General features: G+C 67.5%; 20 protein-coding genes. 9 read left to right on the top strand and 11 right to left on the bottom strand.

Translation table 11 applies throughout. The features are described from left to right. Positions 1 to 4: 4 nt before the first annotated feature. From ADE01S_RS28740 to ADE01S_RS28720, 5 genes are all read right to left on the bottom strand, one after another. On the bottom strand, positions 5 to 997 hold the full coding sequence (locus ADE01S_RS28740) for a Bug family tripartite tricarboxylate transporter substrate binding protein (RefSeq protein WP_062685175.1): 993 nt from the start codon (positions 995 to 997) through the stop codon (positions 5 to 7). Positions 998 to 1039: 42 nt separating this feature from the next. Next, positions 1040 to 2104, bottom strand: coding sequence for an NAD(P)H-dependent glycerol-3-phosphate dehydrogenase (locus ADE01S_RS28735; RefSeq protein ID WP_062685174.1), 1065 nt, complete (start codon positions 2102 to 2104; stop codon positions 1040 to 1042). Positions 2105 to 2199: 95 nt separating this feature from the next. After that, the gene (gene secB / locus ADE01S_RS28730; protein ID WP_062685173.1) at positions 2200 to 2733 is read right to left on the bottom strand and encodes a protein-export chaperone SecB; all 534 of its coding nucleotides are present in this window, start codon (positions 2731 to 2733) and stop codon (positions 2200 to 2202) included. A 39-nt stretch (positions 2734 to 2772) separates the two neighbouring features. Then, positions 2773 to 3030: a glutaredoxin 3 gene (gene grxC / locus ADE01S_RS28725; RefSeq protein WP_043546853.1), complete on the bottom strand. Its 258-nt coding sequence runs from the start codon at positions 3028 to 3030 to the stop codon at positions 2773 to 2775. Between the two features lie 51 nt (positions 3031 to 3081). Continuing rightward, positions 3082 to 3504 carry a rhodanese-like domain-containing protein gene (locus ADE01S_RS28720; RefSeq protein ID WP_062685172.1) on the bottom strand — a complete coding sequence of 141 codons (423 nt, stop codon included), beginning with the start codon at positions 3502 to 3504 and terminating at the stop codon, positions 3082 to 3084. 172 nt (positions 3505 to 3676) lie between these two features. On the opposite strand from ADE01S_RS28720, the gene gpmA reads away from it, so the two are divergent. The 7 genes from gpmA to ADE01S_RS28685 all read left to right on the top strand — a co-directional run bounded on the left by gpmA (position 3677) and on the right by ADE01S_RS28685 (position 11812). After that, the gene (gene gpmA / locus ADE01S_RS28715) at positions 3677 to 4429 is read left to right on the top strand and encodes a 2,3-diphosphoglycerate-dependent phosphoglycerate mutase (RefSeq protein WP_062685171.1); all 753 of its coding nucleotides are present in this window, start codon (positions 3677 to 3679) and stop codon (positions 4427 to 4429) included. A 25-nt stretch (positions 4430 to 4454) separates the two neighbouring features. Continuing rightward, positions 4455 to 6041, top strand: coding sequence for a murein hydrolase activator EnvC family protein (locus ADE01S_RS28710; RefSeq protein ID WP_062685170.1), 1587 nt, complete (start codon positions 4455 to 4457; stop codon positions 6039 to 6041). A 59-nt stretch (positions 6042 to 6100) separates the two neighbouring features. Next, positions 6101 to 7546: a S41 family peptidase gene (locus ADE01S_RS28705; RefSeq protein WP_062685169.1), complete on the top strand. Its 1446-nt coding sequence runs from the start codon at positions 6101 to 6103 to the stop codon at positions 7544 to 7546. Next, on the top strand, positions 7543 to 8298 hold the full coding sequence (locus ADE01S_RS28700; RefSeq protein ID WP_062685168.1) for a HesA/MoeB/ThiF family protein: 756 nt from the start codon (positions 7543 to 7545) through the stop codon (positions 8296 to 8298). The genes ADE01S_RS28705 and ADE01S_RS28700 overlap by 4 nt, the downstream gene beginning before the upstream one ends. A gap of 109 nt (positions 8299 to 8407) precedes the next feature. Continuing rightward, positions 8408 to 9607, top strand: coding sequence for a GGDEF domain-containing protein (locus tag ADE01S_RS28695; RefSeq protein WP_062685167.1), 1200 nt, complete (start codon positions 8408 to 8410; stop codon positions 9605 to 9607). A 79-nt stretch (positions 9608 to 9686) separates the two neighbouring features. Continuing rightward, complete coding sequence (locus tag ADE01S_RS28690) at positions 9687 to 10403, top strand: FadR/GntR family transcriptional regulator (protein WP_062685166.1); 717 nt, start codon at positions 9687 to 9689, stop codon at positions 10401 to 10403. Further along, positions 10400 to 11812: an FAD-binding oxidoreductase gene (locus ADE01S_RS28685; RefSeq protein ID WP_062685165.1), complete on the top strand. Its 1413-nt coding sequence runs from the start codon at positions 10400 to 10402 to the stop codon at positions 11810 to 11812. Before ADE01S_RS28690 ends, ADE01S_RS28685 begins: the two co-directional genes overlap by 4 nt. A 198-nt stretch (positions 11813 to 12010) precedes the next feature. On the opposite strand, the gene thiC is transcribed toward ADE01S_RS28685, so the two are convergent. Continuing rightward, positions 12011 to 13924 (bottom strand): phosphomethylpyrimidine synthase ThiC, encoded by a 1914-nt coding sequence (gene thiC, locus ADE01S_RS28680; RefSeq protein ID WP_062685164.1) that lies wholly within the window; start codon positions 13922 to 13924, stop codon positions 12011 to 12013. Between the two features lie 366 nt (positions 13925 to 14290). Between thiC and ADE01S_RS28675 the strand changes: the two genes are divergently transcribed. After that, on the top strand, positions 14291 to 14845 hold the full coding sequence (locus tag ADE01S_RS28675) for a SecDF P1 head subdomain-containing protein (RefSeq protein WP_062685163.1): 555 nt from the start codon (positions 14291 to 14293) through the stop codon (positions 14843 to 14845). Positions 14846 to 14906: 61 nt separating this feature from the next. Here ADE01S_RS28675 and ADE01S_RS28670 read toward each other — a convergent pair whose 3' ends face one another. Continuing rightward, complete coding sequence (locus ADE01S_RS28670) at positions 14907 to 15341, bottom strand: helix-turn-helix transcriptional regulator (RefSeq protein WP_087881476.1); 435 nt, start codon at positions 15339 to 15341, stop codon at positions 14907 to 14909. Positions 15342 to 15440: 99 nt separating this feature from the next. Here ADE01S_RS28670 and ADE01S_RS28665 point away from each other — a divergent pair, with 99 nt between their 5' ends. Then, positions 15441 to 16100, top strand: a complete 660-nt coding sequence (locus ADE01S_RS28665) for a winged helix-turn-helix domain-containing protein (RefSeq protein WP_062685161.1) — start codon at positions 15441 to 15443, stop codon at positions 16098 to 16100. A gap of 17 nt (positions 16101 to 16117) precedes the next feature. Here the strand turns inward: ADE01S_RS28665 and proB are convergent, their stop codons facing one another. From proB to rplU, 4 genes are all read right to left on the bottom strand, one after another. Beyond that, on the bottom strand, positions 16118 to 17254 hold the full coding sequence (gene proB / locus ADE01S_RS28660) for a glutamate 5-kinase (RefSeq protein WP_062685160.1): 1137 nt from the start codon (positions 17252 to 17254) through the stop codon (positions 16118 to 16120). 56 nt (positions 17255 to 17310) lie between these two features. Next, entirely contained in the window at positions 17311 to 18447 is a 1137-nt protein-coding gene (gene obgE / locus ADE01S_RS28655) for a GTPase ObgE (protein WP_062685159.1), read from the bottom strand. A gap of 188 nt (positions 18448 to 18635) precedes the next feature. Continuing rightward, positions 18636 to 18896 carry a 50S ribosomal protein L27 gene (gene rpmA, locus ADE01S_RS28650; RefSeq protein ID WP_006389959.1) on the bottom strand — a complete coding sequence of 87 codons (261 nt, stop codon included), beginning with the start codon at positions 18894 to 18896 and terminating at the stop codon, positions 18636 to 18638. A 34-nt stretch (positions 18897 to 18930) separates the two neighbouring features. After that, on the bottom strand, positions 18931 to 19242 hold the full coding sequence (rplU, locus tag ADE01S_RS28645; protein WP_006216228.1) for a 50S ribosomal protein L21: 312 nt from the start codon (positions 19240 to 19242) through the stop codon (positions 18931 to 18933). Between the last annotated feature and the right edge of the window lie 483 nt (positions 19243 to 19725).

Below are 19725 nucleotides of genomic sequence, written 5' to 3'. Positions count from 1 at the left end.
GCGCTCAATCCAGCGACAGGTTCAGCTTTTCGATGACCTGGTCCCAGCGCGCTTTTTCGTTCTTGATGCGGGCGGTCAGCGCTTCGGGCGTGGACGGCGCGGGCGTGAAGTATTGCAGCGCCAGTTGCTTGCGCACGGCTTCGCTGTCGATGATGCGGGCCAGTTCGCTGTTGAGCCGCTCGACGATGGGCGTGGGCGTGCCGGCCGGGACCAGCACCGCGTTCCACGAGATGGCCTCGAAGTCCGGGTAGCCCTGGGAGGCCATGGTCGGAACGCCGGGCAGGGCGTCGCTGGGCTGCAGGCTGGTCACGGCCAGCAGCTTCACCTTGCCGTCGCGCGCCTGGGGCACGGCGATCGCGGGCACCATGAATCCCGCCTGGACGTCGCCGCCGATGATGGCGGTGATGACCTGCGGGAAGCCGGAATAGGGGATGTGCGCCAGGTCGACGCCGGCGCTTTCCTTGAACATTTCCATCGCCAGGTGGGCCGAGCTGCCCGGACCCACGGAACCGTAGTTCAGCGAATTGCCGCGCTTTTTCACCAGCGCGACGAAATCCTTGACGTTATCGACCTGCAGGCTGGCGGGCACCACCAGCACGTTGGGGCTGGTGCCCACCAGTGAGACGGGCGCCAGGTCGCGCAGCGGGTCGTAGCCCAGGGTCTTCTTGTACAGCGTGGGGGCGGTGACCAGCGGGCCGTTGATCGTATAGAGCAGGGTATAGCCGTCCGGCTTGGCCTGCGACACCATGCGGGTGCCGATGTTGCCGCCGGCGCCCGGCTTGTTGTCGATGACGATGGGCTGGCCCAGGGCCTGCGACAGCGGCTCCGAAATCGTGCGCGCCAGGATGTCCGGCGAGGACCCGGGCGGGAAGGGCACGACCATATGGATGGGGCGGTCAGGCCAGTCGGCATGGGCGGCGGCGGGCAGGATCGCGGCCAGACTCAGGCACAGGCCGCGTAGCAGCTGGCCGACCCGGAACTTGCGGGCTTGCGTCATGAAGCGTGTCTCCTCGATGGGGGCGGGTTGTTTTGTCGTGGGTCAGTGGGACGGGCCGTCCGGCAGGCCGGCGCCGCTTTCGTAGCGGGCGTCGCGGGCGAGCAGGGCGGAGACGGCCGTCATGGGGGCCACGCCGTCGAACAGCACGGCGCAGACGGCCTCGGTGATCGGCAGCTCGACCTGGATGGCGCGGGCGCGCTCCAGGGCGGCGCGGGCGCAGCGCACGCCTTCGGCGGTGATGCCGCTGGCGAGGATGTCGGCCAGCTTGCGGCCGGCGCCGATTTCCAGGCCGACGCGGCGGTTGCGCGACAGTTCGCCCGTGGCGGTCAAGACGAGGTCGCCCAGGCCGGTCAGGCCGGCGAAGGTTTCCGCCTGCGCGCCCAGGGCGACGCCGAAGCGGGTCATTTCGGCCAGGCCGCGGGTGATCAGCGCCGCGCGGGCATTGGTGCCCAGGGCGAGTCCGTCGCAAATGCCGCAGGCGACGGCGATAACGTTCTTCAGGGCGCCGCCCACCTCCACGCCGACCAGGTCGGTGCTGGCGTAGACGCGCAGCGCGGCGCCATGGAAGGCAGCCGTGGTGGCCGCGCGCAGGGCGGGGCTGTCGCTGGCCACGGTCAGCGCCACGGGCAGGCCCTGCGCGACTTCGCGCGCGAACGAGGGGCCGGACAGGGCGCCGCCGGTTGCGCCGGGCAGGGCCTCGCGCATGATTTCATGGGGCAGCCGGGCCGTGTCCGCCTCGAAGCCCTTGCAGGTCCAGACGATGGGCGTGTCCGCCAGGCCCAGCGCGGGCAGCCGGCGGGACAGTTCGCCGCAGATGGCGGTCAGGCCGGCCACGGGCACGCCCAGCACGATGAGGCCTTGCGCGCCCTCGCCTTGCAGGCCGCGCAGCGTGGCGTCGAGATCGGAAGAAATGTTCAGTGCCTGGGGCAGCGCGATGCCAGGCAGATAGCGCGCATTTTCATGCGTGGCGGCCATGTCGGCCGCCTGGGCGGCGTCGCGCGCCCAGAGCGCGGTGGCATGGCGGCGGCTCGCCGCCGCCGCCAGCGCGGTGCCCCAACTTCCCGCGCCCAGGACGGCGACGCGCAGACGCGGCTCGGTTCTTTTCATCGCCGAGCCGCCTCAAGATGGAAAGCGCCCCCTTGGGGGGCAGCAAGCCGCAGGCGCGGCGTGGGGGCCATTTTCATCGCCGAGCCGGGTGGGGCTTACTGGCGGGTCGCGCCGGGCGGCAGAATGATGCCCGAGTCGCTGCCGTTGCCATTGGCCGCGTTCTGCTGTTGTTGCAGTTCGGCCAGACGCTGCTCGTACAGGGCCTGGAAGTTGACTTCGGTCAGGTGCAGCGGCGGCATCGAGGTGCGGGTGATCGCGTCGGCGATGTTGGCGCGCAGGTACGGGTACAGCATGGTCGGGCAGACGATGCCCAGCAGCGGATCGAGCTGCTCTTCGGGGATGTTCGCGGCTTCGAAGATGCCGGCTTGCGTGCCTTCGACCAGGTACACCACCTTTTCGTTGATGCGGGTGGTGACAGTGACGGTGACCGTGGTTTCGAACACGGTGTCGGCCAGGCGCTGCCCGCCCACGGTGATGCTCACTTCGACCTGGGGCGCTTCTTGCTCCAGGAAGACGTGAGGCGCGTTCGGCATCTCCAGCGAAAGGTCTTTCAGGTAGACGCGCTGCAGATTGAACGAGGGCGCGTCGTTGCCGCCTTCTTGCTGGGTGTTTTGGTCTTGATCAGCCATGAGTGTTTCCGTTGGTGGGAGGGGCAAAAAGGGAGGCGGTCAGCCGTTGAGCATGGGAGCCAGGCCGCCCGAGCGGTCTAGCGCCATCAGGTCGTCGCAACCGCCGACATGGGTATCGCCGATGAAGATTTGCGGCACGGTGCGCCGGCCGGTGCGTTCGATCATGACGTCGCGTTGGGCCGGATCCCGGTCGATCTGGATGATTTCCAGGTCCGTCACGCCGCGCTGCTCCAGCAGCGACTTGGCGCGCGCGCAATAGGGACAATAGTCCTTGCTGTACATGACGACTTTGTTCATGGGCGCTCCTGTGGGTACAAGAATAGGCAGATGGGGGCGAGGCCCGCGGATTCAACCCTTTTGGGTCACCGGCAGGCTGGCGGCCGACCAGGCGCGCATGCCGCCTTCCAGCGGCACCACGTCGGCGAAGCCCTGGGCGCGCAGCTTGGCGGCGGCACGGGCGGAATCACGGCCATTGTCGCAAACCACGACCAGCGGCTTGTTCTTGGGCAGGGAGGCGGCCTTTTGCTCCAGGTCCGCGGCCGGCACGTTGCGCGCCTGGGCGATGTGGCCGGCCTGGAATTGTTCGGCCGGGCGCACGTCGACCCAGACGGCCTGGCGCTGGTTGACCATCTGGATGGCTTCGCCCGTGCTGACGGCGGAGCCGGCGCGGCCGCGGCGCAGGGCGGGGATGGCCAGCATCACGCCGGAAACCACGGCAACGGCGACAATGAAGATGTTGTTTTTATCGAGCAAGAATTGCAGAAGATCCACGGGGCATCCTGAAGGGCGGCGACTAGCCTGGTATCGGCGAACCCTGGGCCGCCTCCGCCGAAAAAGGGCGGGTGCGCCAGGGCAAAATCAAGGGCAAAATCACTCAATTATAAAATGAGCGCATTCTCTGACCATTTCCTAACTTTAACCCGCGACAATCGCGTGCCAAACCATGCATAAACTCGTTCTGATGCGCCACGGCGAAAGCCAGTGGAACCTGGAAAACCGCTTCACCGGCTGGACCGACGTCGACCTGACCGACACCGGCCGCGAACAGGCCCGCAAGGCCGGCGAACTCCTCAAGAAAGAAGGCTACACCTTCGACCTGGCCTACTCCTCGGTGCTCAAGCGCGCCATCCGCACCCTGTGGATCGCCCTGGACGCCATGGACGCCATGTACACCCCCGTGGGCATCAACTGGCGCCTGAACGAGCGCCACTACGGCGCGCTGCAGGGCCTGAACAAGGCCGAAACCGCGGCCAAGTACGGCGACGAGCAGGTGCTGATCTGGCGCCGCGCCTATGCCATCGCCCCGGAACCGCTGTCGCTCGACGACGAGCGCCACCCCCGTTTCGACAGCCGCTACGCCCGGATCCCGGCCGACCAGCTGCCGGCCACCGAGTGCCTGAAGGACACCGTGGCCCGCGTGCTGCCGTTCTGGAACGAATCCATCGCCCCGGCCATCCGTTCGGGCCGCAAGGTGCTCATCGCCGCCCACGGCAATAGCCTGCGCGCCCTGATCAAGCACCTGGACAACGTGTCCGACGAGGACATCGTCAACCTGAACATTCCCACCGGCCAGCCGCTGGTGTACGAATTGGATGATGACCTGCGCCCCATCCGCCACTATTATCTGGGCGATGCCGCCGAGATCGAGGCGGCCATGGCGGCCGTGGCCGCCCAGGGCAAGGCCAAGAAGGACTGACATCCTGAGAAGGACTGATATTTCCATGTGTCGCACGGCGGGGTTGTTGTTGGCGGTCGTTCTGGCCGGTGGGGCGTTGTCGGCTGTCGCCGCGCCCAATGACCTCGCCGGCCGTCAGTCCGACGCGGAAAAGCAGCAGGCCGCCTTGCGGGACCGGATCGAGAACCTGCAAAAGGAAATCGACGACCGCGAGGCCGCCCGCAAGGAAGCGGCCGACGCGCTCAAACAGTCGGAATCGGCCATTTCCAGGATCAACCTGCGCCTGCGGGAGCTGGCCGAGGCCAACCGCCAGGCCCAGACGGACCTGGCCGGCCTGGAAAAGCAGATCGACGCGCAGCAGGCCGCGCTGGCCAAGCGACGCGCCGAGCTGGCGGAACAACTACGCACCCAGTACACCAGCGGCCTGTCGCCCTGGACGGCCCTGCTGTCGGGCGACGATCCCCAGGTGCTGGGGCGCAACCTGGGCTACCTGGATTACGTCTCGCAGGCCCGGGCCGCCGCCGTGCAGGCCCTGCGGGCGGACATCGACCGCCTCGCCGCCCTGCAGGAGCGCGCCGACGCCCGCCGCGCCGAGATCGAAAAAGTCGTCGCCGAGACCACCGAACAGAAAGCCGCGCTGGTCGGGCAGCAGAAAGAACGCTCCACGCTCCTGGCGCGGCTGGAAGGCCAGATTGCCGCCCAGCGCGCCGAGGCCAACAAGCTGGGGCGCGACGACCAGCGGCTGTCGCGCCTGATCACCGACCTGGACGCGGCCATCGCCAAGCAGATCGAAGAGGCCCGCAAGGCCGAAGAGGCGCGCAGGAAGGCGGAAGAGGCCCGCAAGGCCGAGGAAGCCCGCCGCGCCGCCGAAGAGGCCAGGAAGCGCGCCGACGCGGAGCGTCGGGCCGAGGAGGCCCGCAAGAAGGCCGACGCCGACCGCAAGGTGGCGGCGGACACCGCGCGCCGCGAGCGGGACGCCCGGGATGCGCGCGACGCCGCCCAGGCCCGCGAGCAGGTTGAAGCGGCCTCCCGCCAGAACCGCGGCCCCGTCGCCGTGGCCGACCCGGACGCCGCCGGCTTGCGCCCGGCCGATCAGCGGCAGTCGCGCCTGATCGTGCCCGACGAGGCGCCGCCCAAGGCAAAACCCGAGGAACCGCCCAAGAAAGCGGAACCTGTGCCCGAGAAACCCGCTCCAACCCGTATCGAGCCGACGCAGACCGCGCGCGCCGCGCCGGTCGGCGGCGGCAACGGCCTGCGCCAGGGCCTGGCCATGCCGGTGCGCGGCCAGGTGCAGGGCCGTTTCGGGGTCGATCGCCCGGACGGCGGCGTCTGGCGCGGCGTGGTGCTGCGGGCGCCCGAAGGCACGCCGGTCAAGGTGGTGGCCCCGGGCACCGTGGTCTACGCCGATTGGCTGCGCGGTTTCGGCAACCTCATCATTGTGGATCATGGGCAGCAGTACCTGACCGTCTATGCTTACAACCAAAGCCTGCTCAAGCGGGTGGGAGATTCGGTGACGGGTGGCGATACGATCGCCACGGTGGGCGCAACCGGCGGCCAAGTGGAATCCGGCCTATACTTTGAAATTCGCCATCGTGGCGCTCCTGTGGATCCGGCCCAGTGGCTGGCGCAGTAGATTGATGTCGTTGGTAATTACCAAACCCCATCGGCGAAAACACAATTCGGGAAGTGTGCATGGGCACTCGTAAGTTTCGCGGTTTCGGTCTGATTGCCATCGGTGCGGTGGCGGGTGTGTTGCTCAGCGTGGGCGTGACAGCGGTCGCGCAGCGCGGTAGCCCCTTGCCGCTGGACGAGCTCAGGCAACTGAGCAACGTGTTTGCCGCCATCAAGAACAACTACGTCGAAGCCGTCGACGACAAGACCCTGATCGACAATGCCATCTCCGGCATGGTGTCGAACCTGGACCCCCACTCCGCCTACCTGGATGCCGACGCGTTCCGCGAAATGCAGACGGCCACGCAGGGCGAGTTCGGCGGCCTGGGCATCGAGGTCGGCGCCGAAGACGGCTTCGTGAAGGTGATCTCGCCGATCGAAGACACGCCCGCCGCGCGCGCCGGCGTGATGGCAGGCGACCTCATCATCAAGATCGACGACACGCCCACCAAAGGCATGACGCTCAACGACGCGGTCAAGCTGATGCGCGGCGCGCCCAAGTCGCCGATCACGCTCACCATCATGCGCGCCGACCGTCCGCAGCCCATCGTGCTGAAGATCGTGCGCGACATCATCAAGGTGCGCAGCGTGCGCAGCAAGATGCTGGACAACGGCATCGGCTACGTGCGCGTCGCCCAGTTCCAGGAAAAGACCGGCTCCGACCTGGCCAAGCAACTGAAGGACCTGGGCGCGAAGGAAGCTCCCAAGGGCCTGGTGCTGGACCTGCGCAACGACCCGGGCGGCCTGCTGACCAGCGCCATCGGCGTGGCCGGCGCGTTCCTGCCGCCCGATTCCCTGGTGGTTTCCACCGACGGCCGCACGCCGGATGCCCGCCACAAGTACCTGGCCACGCCGTCCGAGTACGCCCGCGGCGAAAGCAACTACCTGTCCGGCCTGCCGGCCTGGACCAAGACCGTGCCCATGGTCGTGCTGGTGAACGTCGGTTCCGCCTCGGCCTCCGAGATCGTGGCCGGCGCGCTGCAGGATCACAAGCGCGCCAAGGTCCTGGGCAACCGCAGCTTCGGCAAGGGCTCGGTGCAGGTGATCCTGCCGCTGTCCGAAACCACCGCGGTCAAGCTCACCACCTCGCGCTACTTCACGCCCAGCGGCCGTTCGATCCAGGCCACCGGCATCGAACCGGACTACGTCGTTGCCGATACGGCCGACGGCGACCTGTTCCGCCTGCCGCGCGAGGCCGACCTGCAACGCCACCTGTCCAACCAGCAGACGGCCAACGAAGTGAAGTCCAGCGCCGACCAGGACAACGCCGAAGTGCCCGCCAAGGTGTTCGAATTCGGCGGCAAGGACGACTTCCAGCTGCAGCAGGCGCTGAACCTGCTGGCCGGCAAGCCGGTGCAGAAGGGCTCGGCCCGCGCCCAGGCCAAGGCCGACGCCAAGCCCGGCGGCGGCACTGCCCAGCGCATGAAGATCACGCCGACCGGAGTCGAGCCCAGCAAGGACAAATGAACGACGAGCAACTGCTGCGCTACGCCCGCCACATCCTGCTCGACGAGCTGGGAATAGAAGGGCAGGAAAAACTGCTGGCGGCGCGTGTGCTCATCGTGGGAGCGGGCGGACTCGGTTCGCCCGCCGCGCTCTACCTGGCGACCGCCGGCGTGGGCGACATCACGCTGGCCGACGACGACGTCGTCGAACTCAGCAACCTGCAGCGCCAGATCCTGCACACCACGTCCAGCGTCGGCCGCCACAAGGCCGAATCGGGGCGCGACATGCTGGCGGCGTTCAATTCGCAGGCGCGGGTCCATGCCCGTGTCGAGCGGCTCCAGGGCCAGGCGCTGTCCGACGCGGTCGCCCAGGCCGACCTGGTGCTGGACTGCACCGACAACTTCACCACCCGCCACGCCATCAACCGAGCCTGCGTCGAGCATCGCAAGCCGCTGGTGTCGGGCGCGGCGATCCGCTTCGACGGCCAGGTCAGCGTCTACGACCTGCGCCGCGACGACTCCCCCTGCTACCACTGCCTGTTTCCGGAAGGCGACGACGTCGAAGAGGCCAATTGCGCCACGATGGGCGTGTTCGCGCCGGTCGTCGGCATCATCGGCAGCATGCAGGCGGCGGAGGCGCTCAAACTGCTGTCCGGGGTGGGCGAAAGCCTGTCCGGCCGCCTGCTCTGGCTGGACGTGCGCACCATGCAATGGCGCAGCGTGAACGTCCAGCGCGACCCCGAATGCGCGGTCTGCGGCCATCGCGGCCATTGAAACAGGACCGCGTATTGAACCCGCGGACAATATTAAAGGCCTGAAATACCTGCTATAACGCCAGCCAGCCTATCTGAAACCGGGTAGATGTGGCCAGGGACGTGACCGCGTGGATACAGCACTTAAGTTCAGCTTGCCCAGATGGCGCCTGACGCGTTGGCTGACGCATTCCGGGCACGACACGCCCGCGGACATCCGCGCGGCGCTGATCGCCAGCTTGTTTGGCACGCTCCCCATTTTCGCGGGCGGCGTCATCAACACGCTCATGATCTCCGGCGTCGTCGCCTGGCGGCGCCCCGAGCCGCTGTATTTGTCCTGGCTGGCCATGGAGGTCATCCTCGCGGCGGTGCGGGTCACGATCCTGCGATCCGCCCTGAAGGCCGCGGCCCGGGGGGGCAATACCCATACCGACATCTATATCCTGCTGGCGCTGCTGTGGGCGTTCAGCGTGGGCTACGGCGTATTCGTCACCTTCATCAACGGCGACTGGCTGGCCGCCACGCTGGCCGGGGTGTCCTGCGGCGCCATGGCCGGGGGCATCTGCTTTCGCAACTATGGCGCGCCCAGGCTGGTCGGCGCCATGATCTTCCTCAGCCTGGGGCCGATGTGCCTGGGCGCGGCGTTCACCGGCGAATACGTTACCGCCATCGTCTTCATCCAGATTCCGTTCTACCTGGTCAGCATGAGCGTCGCGTCGCACCGGCTGAACCGCATCCTGGTGTCCACCATGCTGGCCGAGCGGGACAGCGATCGCCGCGCCAGCGAAGACGCGCTGACCGGGCTGGCCAACCGGGCCGGCCTGCAGGCGGCGCTGGAGCGGGTCTGCACCAGCGCTCGCAGCCATGACAGCTCGGCGGCGCTGCTGTACATGGACATGGACGATTTCAAGCTCATCAACGACACCTACGGCCATGCCGCGGGCGACCAGGTGCTCATGACCATCGCGCAGCGCATGCGGGCCATGCTGCGGGTGGACGACGTGGCGGCGCGGATCGGCGGCGACGAATTCATCGTGCTCGTGACCGGCATCGACGCCACCTCCGCCCTGCGCCTGGGCGAGCACCTGCTGCATGACGTGTCGCAGCCGATCACGCTGGCCGACGGCACCCGCGTCAGCGTGGGCCTGTCCATCGGCATCTCCATCGTGTCGGGCGCCAACCGGAACCCGCAAGCCGCCCTGGATTCGGCCGACGCCGCGCTGTACCGCGCCAAGGCGCGGGGCGGACGCTGCTGCGCGGTCGCCGGGGGCGAAGCCGCCGTCGAACCCGAGGACAAAATGCTGCCGGACGGCGAGCGCGCCGTGGCCTGAGTCGCGGCGGCGCGCCGGATCCGGGCTGTCATTGTCAAAAGTTATCAGATAACCTGAAAAGTAGGCCTATAATCGGCGCATGCTGAGCAAGAGCCTGACCTTGACCGAACAGGTCGCCCGCCAGATCGCGGGCGACATCGCCGAAGGCGTCCATTCCGTGGGCGCCAAGCTGCCGCCCGGCCGTGTCCTGGCGGAGCAGTACGGTGTGAGCGCCGCGGTCATCCGCGAGGCCACCGAGCGCCTGCGCGCCCAGGGGCTGATCCAGAGCCGCCAGGGCTCGGGCAGCGTGGTGGTGTCCCGCACCGGTGCTCAGGGCTTCCAGGTTTCCGCCGGCCTCGACGATCGCGAGCAGCTGGCCAGCGTCTACGAATTGCGGATGGAACTGGAAGGCGGCGCGGCCGCCCTGGCGGCGAGGCGCCGCAACGCCACCGACCTTGCGGCCATGGCCGAGGCCCTGGCCGCGCTGGAAGCGAACCTGGACCATCCGGAACAGGGCGTCGAGCACGACATCGCCTTCCACGTCGCCATCGCCGCCGCCACGCACAACCGTTATTACCAGGACCTGCTGCAGTACCTGAACCTGCAGCTGCGCCTGGCCGTCAGCACCGCGCGCACCAACAGCCGCCGTCAGGAGGGCCTGACCGCGGTGGTGCACCAGGAACACGTGGCCGTCTACGACGCCATCCTCGCGGGCGATCCCGACCGCGCCCGACTGGCGGCGACCCGCCACTTGCAGCAGGCGGCCAGCCGCCTGCGTCTCGATCTCCTCTCTCCGGCCGCAAGGCAGACATCATGAGCGCATCCGACTTTACGCAACGCCTGGTCCAGGCCCTGGGCCCCGACACCGTCATCACCGCCGAAGCGGACATCGCGCCCTGGCTGTCCGACTGGCGCGGCCTGTACAAGGGCCAGGCGCAGGCCGTGGTGCGCCCGCGCACCACCGACGAGGTCGCCACCTGCCTGGCGCTGTGCCAGCAGGAAGGCGTGCCGGTGGTGCCGCGCGGCGGCAATACCGGCCTGTGCGGCGGCGCCACGCCGGACTCGGCCGCCCGCAACGTGGTGCTCAGCCTGGACCGCATGAACGCCGTGCGTTCCATCGACACCGTCGCCAATACCATGGTGGCGGAAGCCGGCGCCATTCTCGGCAACCTGCGCCGCGCCGCGCAGGACGCCGGCCGCCTGCTGCCGCTGAGCCTGGCCGCGGAGGACTCCAGCCAGATCGGCGGCAACGTCGCCACCAATGCCGGCGGCGTGAACGTGGTGCGCTACGGCATGGCGCGCGAGCTGGTCCTCGGCCTGGAAGCCGTGCTGCCCACCGGCGAGGTCTTCCATGGCCTGCGGACGCTGCGCAAGGACAATACCGGCTACGACCTCAAGCAGTTGCTGATCGGTTCGGAAGGCACGCTGGGCGTGATCACCGCCGTCGCCTTGCGCCTCTTCCCGCGCACCGACGTGCGTTCGGTGGTGCTGGCGGCGGTGGAGTCGCCGGCGCAGGCCCTGCAACTGTTCGAGATCCTGTTCGAGCAATGCGGCGCCCGTCTGCAGGCCTTCGAATACTTCTCCGGCGATTGCCTGGACCTGGTGCTGACGCACGCCGAAGGCGTGCAGGAACCCTTCGCCCAGCGTTATCCCGGCTATGTGCTGGTGGAACTGGCCGACACCGCCGACGAAGCCGCGCTGAACAGCTTGCTGGAGAACGTGATCGGCACGGCGCTGGAACGCGGCCTCTGCCTGGACGCCGCCGTGTCCGCCTCGCTCGCGCAATTGCAGGCGTTGTGGAAGCTGCGCGAGGAAATCTCCGAAGCGCAGCGCGCCGACGGCCCGCACCTGAAGCACGACGTGTCGCTGCCGATCGAACGCATCCCCGAATTCATGGCATCCGCCGAAGCCCGCGTGCGCGCGCTGTACCCGGACATCCGCCCGTTCATCTTCGGCCATTTCGGCGACGGCAACCTGCACTACAACCTGTCGCGCCCGGCCGGCGCCGACCGCGATTGGGCGGCCGTGCACGGCGCGGCCGTGACCGACGTGGTGCTGGACGAAGTGAATCGCTACGGGGGGAGCATTTCGGCGGAGCACGGGATCGGGCAGCTGAAGCGGGACCATTTCCTGCATAGCAAGGATCCGCTGGAATTGCGGTTGATGCGGGAGATCAAGGCGGTGCTGGATCCGGCGGGGATCATGAATCCCGGGAAGCTGCTGTAGGATGGGTGCAGCGCGAGCGTCCTTGAGCAAGAACTCGAATATTCAACGCGCGTAACCCATCAGGCGGCGCCAGCCGCCGTTTTTCGTGGCAAGAGACAACGCCGGCTCTCGCCGGCCGATGGGTTACGCGCGATGAGCATCCGGTTCGTTGCCCGGATGCTCTCGCGCTGCACCCATCCTACGACGCAACGCGCGGGCTCACTGCCGATGATAAACCTCGGCCCCCTTCCTCACGAACTCCACCGACTTCTCCTGCATTCCCTTCTGCAAGGCATCCTTCTCGCTGACCCCCTGCGCCGCCGCATAATCCCGCACGTCCTGCGTGATCTTCATGCTGCAGAAGTGCGGACCGCACATCGAGCAGAAGTGGGCCACCTTCATCGAGTCCTTGGGCAGGGTCTCGTCGTGGAACTCCTTGGCCGTGTCGGGATCCAGGCCCAGGTTGAACTGGTCGTCCCAACGGAACTCGAAGCGCGCCTTGGACAAGGCGTTGTCACGGATCGCCGCGCCGGGATGGCCCTTGGCCAGGTCGGCCGCGTGCGCCGCGATCTTGTACGTGATGATGCCGTCCTTCACGTCCTTCTTGTTCGGCAGGCCCAGGTGTTCCTTCGGCGTCACATAACAGAGCATGGCCGTGCCGTACCAGCCGATCAGCGCGGCGCCGATGCCCGAGGTGATGTGGTCGTAGCCGGGGGCGATGTCGGTGGTCAGCGGGCCCAGCGTGTAGAACGGCGCCTCGTGGCAGTGTTCCAGCTGCAGGTCCATGTTCTCCTTGATCATCTGCATCGGCACGTGGCCGGGGCCTTCGATCATCACCTGGACGTCGTGCTTCCAGGCCACCTGGGTCAGCTCGCCCAGGGTCTTCAGCTCGGCGAATTGCGCCTCGTCGTTGGCGTCGTACGCCGAGCCCGGGCGCAGGCCGTCGCCCAGCGAGAAGCTGACATCGTAGGCCTTCATGATTTCGCAGATTTCCTCGAAACGCTCGTAGAGGAAGCTCTCCTTGTGGTGCGCCAGGCACCACTTGGCCATGATCGAGCCGCCGCGCGAGACGATGCCCGTCATGCGGTCGGCGGTCATGGGGATGAACGGCAGGCGCACGCCGGCGTGGATGGTGAAGTAGTCCACGCCTTGCTCGGCCTGTTCGATCAGCGTGTCGCGGAAGATCTCCCAGGTCAGTTCCTCGGCCTTGCCGTCCACCTTCTCCAGCGCCTGGTAGATCGGCACGGTGCCGATCGGCACGGGCGAGTTGCGGATGATCCACTCGCGCGTTTCGTGGATGTGTTTGCCGGTGGACAGGTCCATGACCGTGTCGCCGCCCCAGCGGATCGCCCAGGTCATCTTCTCGACTTCTTCGCCGATGCCGGAGCTGACGGCGGAGTTGCCGATATTGGCGTTGATCTTCACCAGGAAATTGCGGCCGATCGCCATCGGCTCGATTTCGGGGTGGTTGATGTTGGCCGGGATGATGGCGCGGCCGCGCGCGATCTCGTCGCGCACGAACTCGGGCGTGATCGCGGCGGGGATGGCGGCGCCGAACGACTGCCCCGGGTGCTGGCGCAGCAGGCGCTTCACCATTTTTTCGCCGTCGGGGCCGCTGTCGCGCAGCGACTGGAGGTAGTGCTCGCGGCGCAGGCTCTCGCGGATCGCCACGTATTCCATCTCGGGCGTGATGATGCCGCGGCGCGCGTAGTGCATCTGCGTGACGTTGGCGCCCGCTTTCGCGCGGCGCGGCGGGCGCTGCAGGTCGAAGCGCATCGCCGTCAGTTTGGGATCGGTCAGGCGTTCCTTGCCGTAGTCGCTGGTGGGGCCGGCCAGCACTTCCGTATCGCCGCGCTCGTCGATCCAGGCGCGGCGCACTTCGGGCAGGCCGCGGCGGATGTCGATGCGGACCTCGGGATCGGTATAGGGGCCGCTGCAGTCGTAGACGGTCAGCGGCGGGTTCTTTTCCCCGCCGAACATGGTCGGCGTGTCGGCCTGCTCGATTTCACGGAACGGCACGCGGATGTCGGGCCGCGAACCGGTTTCGTACACCTTGCGAGATTTGGGCAGCGGCGCGACGGCGGCCGCGTCCACTTCGGCGGTGGCGGCCAGGAATTTGGGATTTGCGTTCATGGAAAGCTCCAAGCGAGTGGTTGGAGCCGATCGGGAATGAATCTCCGCCGCGCAGGGGCGGACGGAAATACGGCTCCCAGCATCGGCATTATCCGTACTGGTACGAAGGGACTCTCTCAACACGCCGCGGCTGGAAGCCGGGACGAGTACCCCTGCGCGAAAGCGAAGTATAGAGGCTCGCGCGCGTTCCGACGAATGGCCGGATGTCGCGCGCGTGGGGACGCGTTGCCGTGCAAGCTGGTATTACGGATTTACATTTGGATTCAGACTGCGGCGACACCGTCATTCAGGTTCGGTACACTTTTCAGACATGCCGGGCGTGCCGCCGCGCGGCCTGGTCTTAGTCCACTTAAGAAGGAATCGAGCATGCAACTTACCTTACGCAAATTGGCGCCCGCCCTGGTTGTCGTGACGTTGGCGCTAGCGGGTTGCAAGACCGCCCCGACTAAGACGTCCGACGCCGCATCCAGCACGCCCCAGGCCGGCCAGCAGTCCACGACGCCCGCCACCGCCTCGACGGTGGATTTCTACCTGGCGCACAAGGAACCCGGCGCGGGCCTGCGCGAAATCAGCCTGCCCGACGGCAAGCTCTACATGCAGGAAGTGCCCGTCCTCACGCGCGCCGACCTGACCGATGCCGCCGCGCTGGTCGACCGCCAGGGCCAGAACTTCGTCGGCCTGCGCTTCTCCGAAGCGGGCGCCCGCAAGCTCAATGACGTCAGCTCCAAGAACGTCGGCAACATGCTGGCGCTCGTGATCGACCGCGAACTGGTCGCCGCCCCGCTCATCGGCGAACCGCTGAACCGCGGCGTGCTGGCTTTCGGCGTGCCCTCGGCCCAGGCCGCTTCGGAAATCGCCGCCAAGATCCGCGGCGATGCCGCGGTGCCCCCGGCCGGCGCGGCTCCCGCAGCCAAGCCCTGAGCGCTCTGCACGCAGCAGAAAGCCCGGCGATGCCGGGCTTTTTTCATTGCGCGAGGGGAACTCAGCCGGTCGCCTTGCGGCCGCGCGGCTTGGCGCCGCGGCGGATGCGCAGGGCCTGTTCGATATAGGTTGCCGCTATTGCTTCCAGCCCGATGCGCTCATCGGGCGTCAGCGCGTCGAGCTGGGCGGGTGAAATATTCGCGAAAGGCCAAGGCGCCTGCGGACGCGGCCGGCCACCGGGGCGCGGCGAGGATTCCGCCACGCCGGTGGCGGGCAGGGTGTCGCTCAGGTCGTAGCCGCCCATGGGAAGTTCCATGGGGCCCTTGCCGGTTTCCAGCCATTCGGCCTCGACCTTCAGCACTTGCGCCAGCTTGCGGGCCGAGCGGCTGGAGTGCCGCAATCCGCTTTCATAGCTGCCGATGGCGCTCTGCGATAGGCGCGCCAGGCGGGCGAGCGCCTTCTGCGTGTGGCCACGCAGGAGACGCGCATGCTTCAGTCGGTCCGAGAATGTCTTCACAGGTCGATTGAAGCTTGGTGGCTATTCACTTTGGTAGTTATAAAAATCACTTAAGTGATAAACGAAAGGGAAAGCCACATGCATCAACGAGGCAGCGTCTTGGTTCTGGCGCGCGATCACGCGGTCGATCTCGCCGAGGTCCTGGGGCCGTTCCATTGGGCGGCCTGCGCATTCGATTCGATGGCGGGGCTGCGCGACGGGCTGCGTGGCCGGGTGGTCGACGCGGTGGTGTTGCAGGGCAACGGGCCGAACGTGCCGGAGCGGCTCGCCTCGCTGCGCCGAGAGGCGCCGGCTTCCGTGCTGATCTGGCATGGCCGGGGCGCCACGCCGGAAGAGCGGGTCGAGGCGCTGGACGCGGGGGCGGATGCCTGCGCGGAAGCCGGCATGGCGCCGCGGGAATGGGATGCGCTGCTGCGCAGCCTGTGCCGGCGCGGACGGCGCGGCGCTTCGGGTTGGCGCGTCGATGTCCAGACGGGCACGCTGGCGGGGCCGGCCGGCCAGGTCATGCCGCTGACACCCACCGAGTGCGCGTTTTTTGTCCAGCTATTGAGCACGCCGGGGCATCGGCTGCGGCGGGAAACCTTGCTGCCCGAAGGCGTGGGCGGTTCTCGGGACGCCGCGCGGCGGGTGGATGTGCTGGTGTCGCGGCTGCGCGCCAAGGCGCAGCGCCTCGACATCGAATTTCCCGTGCTCGCGGTCCGCAACTGGGGCTATATGCTGCGGCCGGACAGCGGCTGAGCGAGGCCAGCCCGCCGCTACAGCACGACCAGGTTGTCGCGGTGCATGAGCTCGGGTTCGGTCATGCTGCCCAGGATGCGCGCGATCTGCGACGAAGGCTGCCGCAGGATGCGGCGGGTGTCGGCCGACGAGTAATTGATCAGCCCGCGGGCGCATTCGCGTCCCTGGCTGTCCACGCAGGCCACGACGTCGCCTCGGCCGAATTCGCCTTCCACCTCGGTCACGCCGATGGGCAGCAGGCTCTTGCCTTCCCGCAGCAGCGCCTGCACGGCGCCGTCGTCCAGCACTACGCGTCCGCGCAGCCGCAGGTGGTCGGCCAGCCATTGCTTGCGGGCGGACCACACCGGCAACACGGCGCGCAGTTCGCTGCCGATGCATTCGCCTTGCGACAGGCGCGTGAGCACATTGCGCTCGCGTCCCGAGGCAATGACGGTATGCGCGCCGCTGTGCGCCGCGCGCTTGGCCGCCAGCACCTTGGTCAGCATGCCGCCGGTGCCGATGCCGCTGCCGGCGCCGCCGGCCATGGCTTCCAGGGCCGGGTCGCCGGCCTGGGCGTGCGCCATGAACTTCGCTTCGGGATTCTTGCGGGGGTCGGAGTCGTACAGGCCCCGCTGGTCCGTCAGGATGATCAGCGTGTCGGCTTCGATCAGGTTGGTGACCAGCGCGCCCAGCGTGTCGTTGTCGCCCAGCCGGATCTCGTCGGTGACGACGGTGTCGTTCTCGTTCACGATGGGCACCACGCCCAGGCGCAGCAGGGCGAAGAGCGTGCTGCGCGCGTTCAGGTAGCGGTGGCGGTCGGCCAGGTCTTCGTGGGTCAGCAGGATCTGGGCGGTGCGCAGGCCGTATTCGGCGAACGCGGCCTCATAGGCCTGGCACAGGCCCATCTGGCCCACGGCCGCGGCCGCCTGGAGCTCGTGCATGACGGACGGGCGCTTGCGCCAGCCCAGGCGCGCCATGCCTTCCGCGATGGCGCCGCTGGAAACCAGCACGACCTGCTTGCCCTGCTTGTGCAGGGCCGCGATCTGCTGCGCCCAATGCGCCACGGCGGCGCGATCCAGGCCGCGGCCTTCGTTGGTGACCAGCGACGAGCCGACTTTGGCGACGAGGCGCTGGGCGTGAGTGACGACGGAAACGGCGGAGGATTCGGCAGACATGGTGGCGGCGGGCCGCAGCGCGGGGAAAGGCGTAATCGTGGGATTGCGATTATGGCTTATTCGTCGCCGTCACGCGGCGCGAAACGCGGGTCGGCATCCGACCGCTTCTCGTCGAAGCGGGGATCCGGCGCCACGTAGCTGCCGTCGGCCTGGTCCTGCGCCAGCTGTTCCTTTTGGCGCTCGGCGTCCAGGTAGTCTTGCAGCGCGTAGATCAGGTCCTGCGTGCCTTCGCCCGACAGGCCCGAGATGCCGAACACCGGGCCCTTCCAGTCGTAGAGTTCCAGGAAGCGGCGCTTGGTGTCTTCGGGATCGGGCACCATGTCCAGCTTGTTGAGGACCAGCCAGCGCGGCTTGTCCGCCAGTTCGGGATCGTAGCGGCGCAGTTCCTCGACGATGGCGCGCGCGTCGGTCACGGCCTGCTCCACCGGATCCGCGTCGGGATCGGGCGTGGACACGTCCACCAGGTGCAGCAGCACGCGGGTGCGCGCCAGGTGGCGCAGGAACAGGTGGCCCAGGCCGGCGCCTTCGGAAGCGCCTTCGATCAGGCCGGGGATGTCGGCCACGACGAAGCTGCGCGACGGCGAGGTGCGCACCACGCCCAGGTTGGGATGCAGCGTGGTGAAGGGGTAGTCCGCGATCTTCGGCTTGGCGTTGGAGATGCGGGTGATCAGCGTGGACTTGCCCGCGTTGGGCAGGCCCAGCAGGCCCACGTCCGCCAGCACCTTGAGCTCCATGCGCAGGTAGCGGTGTTCGCCTTCCTTGCCGGGCGTCCATTGGCGCGGCGCGCGGTTCACACTGGACTTGAAGTGGATGTTGCCCATGCCGCCCTGGCCACCCGCCGCCAGCACCACTTTCTGGTCGTGCTGGTTCAGGTCGAACAGGACTTCGCCGGTGTCCGCGTCATGGATGACGGTGCCCACGGGCACGCGCAGCGTGATGTCGGGGGCGGCCGCGCCGTATTGGTCGGAGCCGCGGCCGTTCTCGCCGTTCTTGGCGCGGTGCAGGCGGGCGTAGCGGAAGTCGATCAGCGTATTGATGTTGCGATCGGCCACCGCGAAGATGGTGCCGCCGCGTCCGCCGTCGCCGCCGTCCGGGCCGCCCTTGGGGATGAACTTTTCGCGGCGAAAGCTCGCCACGCCATTGCCGCCTTTGCCGGCGACGACTTCGATGGTGGCTTCGTCAACGAATTTCATGGTGTCCGTGCGTGTAGTGGGTAGTGGGGCGGGTCCGTCATCGGGCGCCGCCGGGAGACAGGGGCCGGAATCGTCCGGCGGCTGCCTGAAAACAGGAAAAGCTTAAAACAAAAAAGCCCTGCCGCATGCGACAGGGCTTTTGCCGTTCTGGAACGCGGCGAACCGCGTTGCTGACCGTGCTGGTCCGATTACTCGGCAGCGACGATCGAAACGGTCTGCTTGTTCAACGCGCCCTTGAAGCCGAATTGAACCTTGCCGTCGACCAGCGCGAACAGGGTGTGATCCTTGCCCATGCCGACGTTCACGCCAGCGTGGAAGCGCGTGCCGCGCTGACGCACGATGATCGAACCGGCGGGAATCAATTCGCCGCCGAATGCCTTGACGCCCAGACGCTTCGATTCTGAGTCGCGTCCGTTCCGCGTAGAGCCGCCGCCCTTTTTCTGTGCCATGTTTAGCTCCTGCTAAGTGGTACCGAGTCGCTTCTTAAGCCGTGATGGCTTCGATGCGGATTTCGGTGTAGTTCTGACGGTGGCCCTGACGCTTCTGATAGTGCTTGCGACGGCGCATCTTGAAGATCTTGACCTTGTCGTGGCGGCCTTGCGCAAGAACCGTTGCCTTGACCACGGCGCCGGAGACGAGGGGCGTGCCAACTTTCAGTTGGTCGCCTTCGCCCACGGACAGCACTTGGTCCAGGGTGATTTCTTGCCCAATGTCAGCCGGTATCTGTTCTATCTTGAGTTTTTCGCCAGCGGCAACGCGATACTGCTTGCCACCGGTTTTTACGACCGCGTACATGGGGTGTTCCTTAAATAGGTAAAAGGTCCATCCGCGCTGCCTGCCCTGCTGGGCGGGACTGCCGCTCCGGAGTACACCATCCAGGACATGCCTGATTTGGGTTCCATCCCGGGGTTCTATCCTGGGCTTCAAGCCCTGGGTTTCATCCCTTGATGGCACGATTCCGTCTTCCGGTGCCAGGTGCTGGCAGGAAAGCGAAAGCGCCCGGGGGCACTGCGCAAATGCAACCGACGTAATTCGGGCATTGCTGACCGAATCTAGGATATTAGCCCGGGACTTCCGGAAAGTCAAAAAGCGCTTGCAGGCTAAGGGCTTAGGTGTCGCGCCGACGCTTCACCGGCCTGCCGGGGCCGGACGGCGCCGCGCCGTCCTCCGGCGGCGGCGGGCCATGGCCCCGTCCGTGGTCGTCACTCCCCGTATAATCGCTGGTCGAATCCCCCGCCTTGCTGGCGGCCCAGCGGTAAGAGCCGTCCCCTCCACGCT

Source organism: Achromobacter denitrificans NBRC 15125 (assembly GCF_001571365.1).
Taxonomy (GTDB): Bacteria; Pseudomonadota; Gammaproteobacteria; order Burkholderiales; family Burkholderiaceae_B; genus Achromobacter; species Achromobacter denitrificans.
This window is presented reverse-complemented; position numbering and strand designations above follow the sequence as displayed.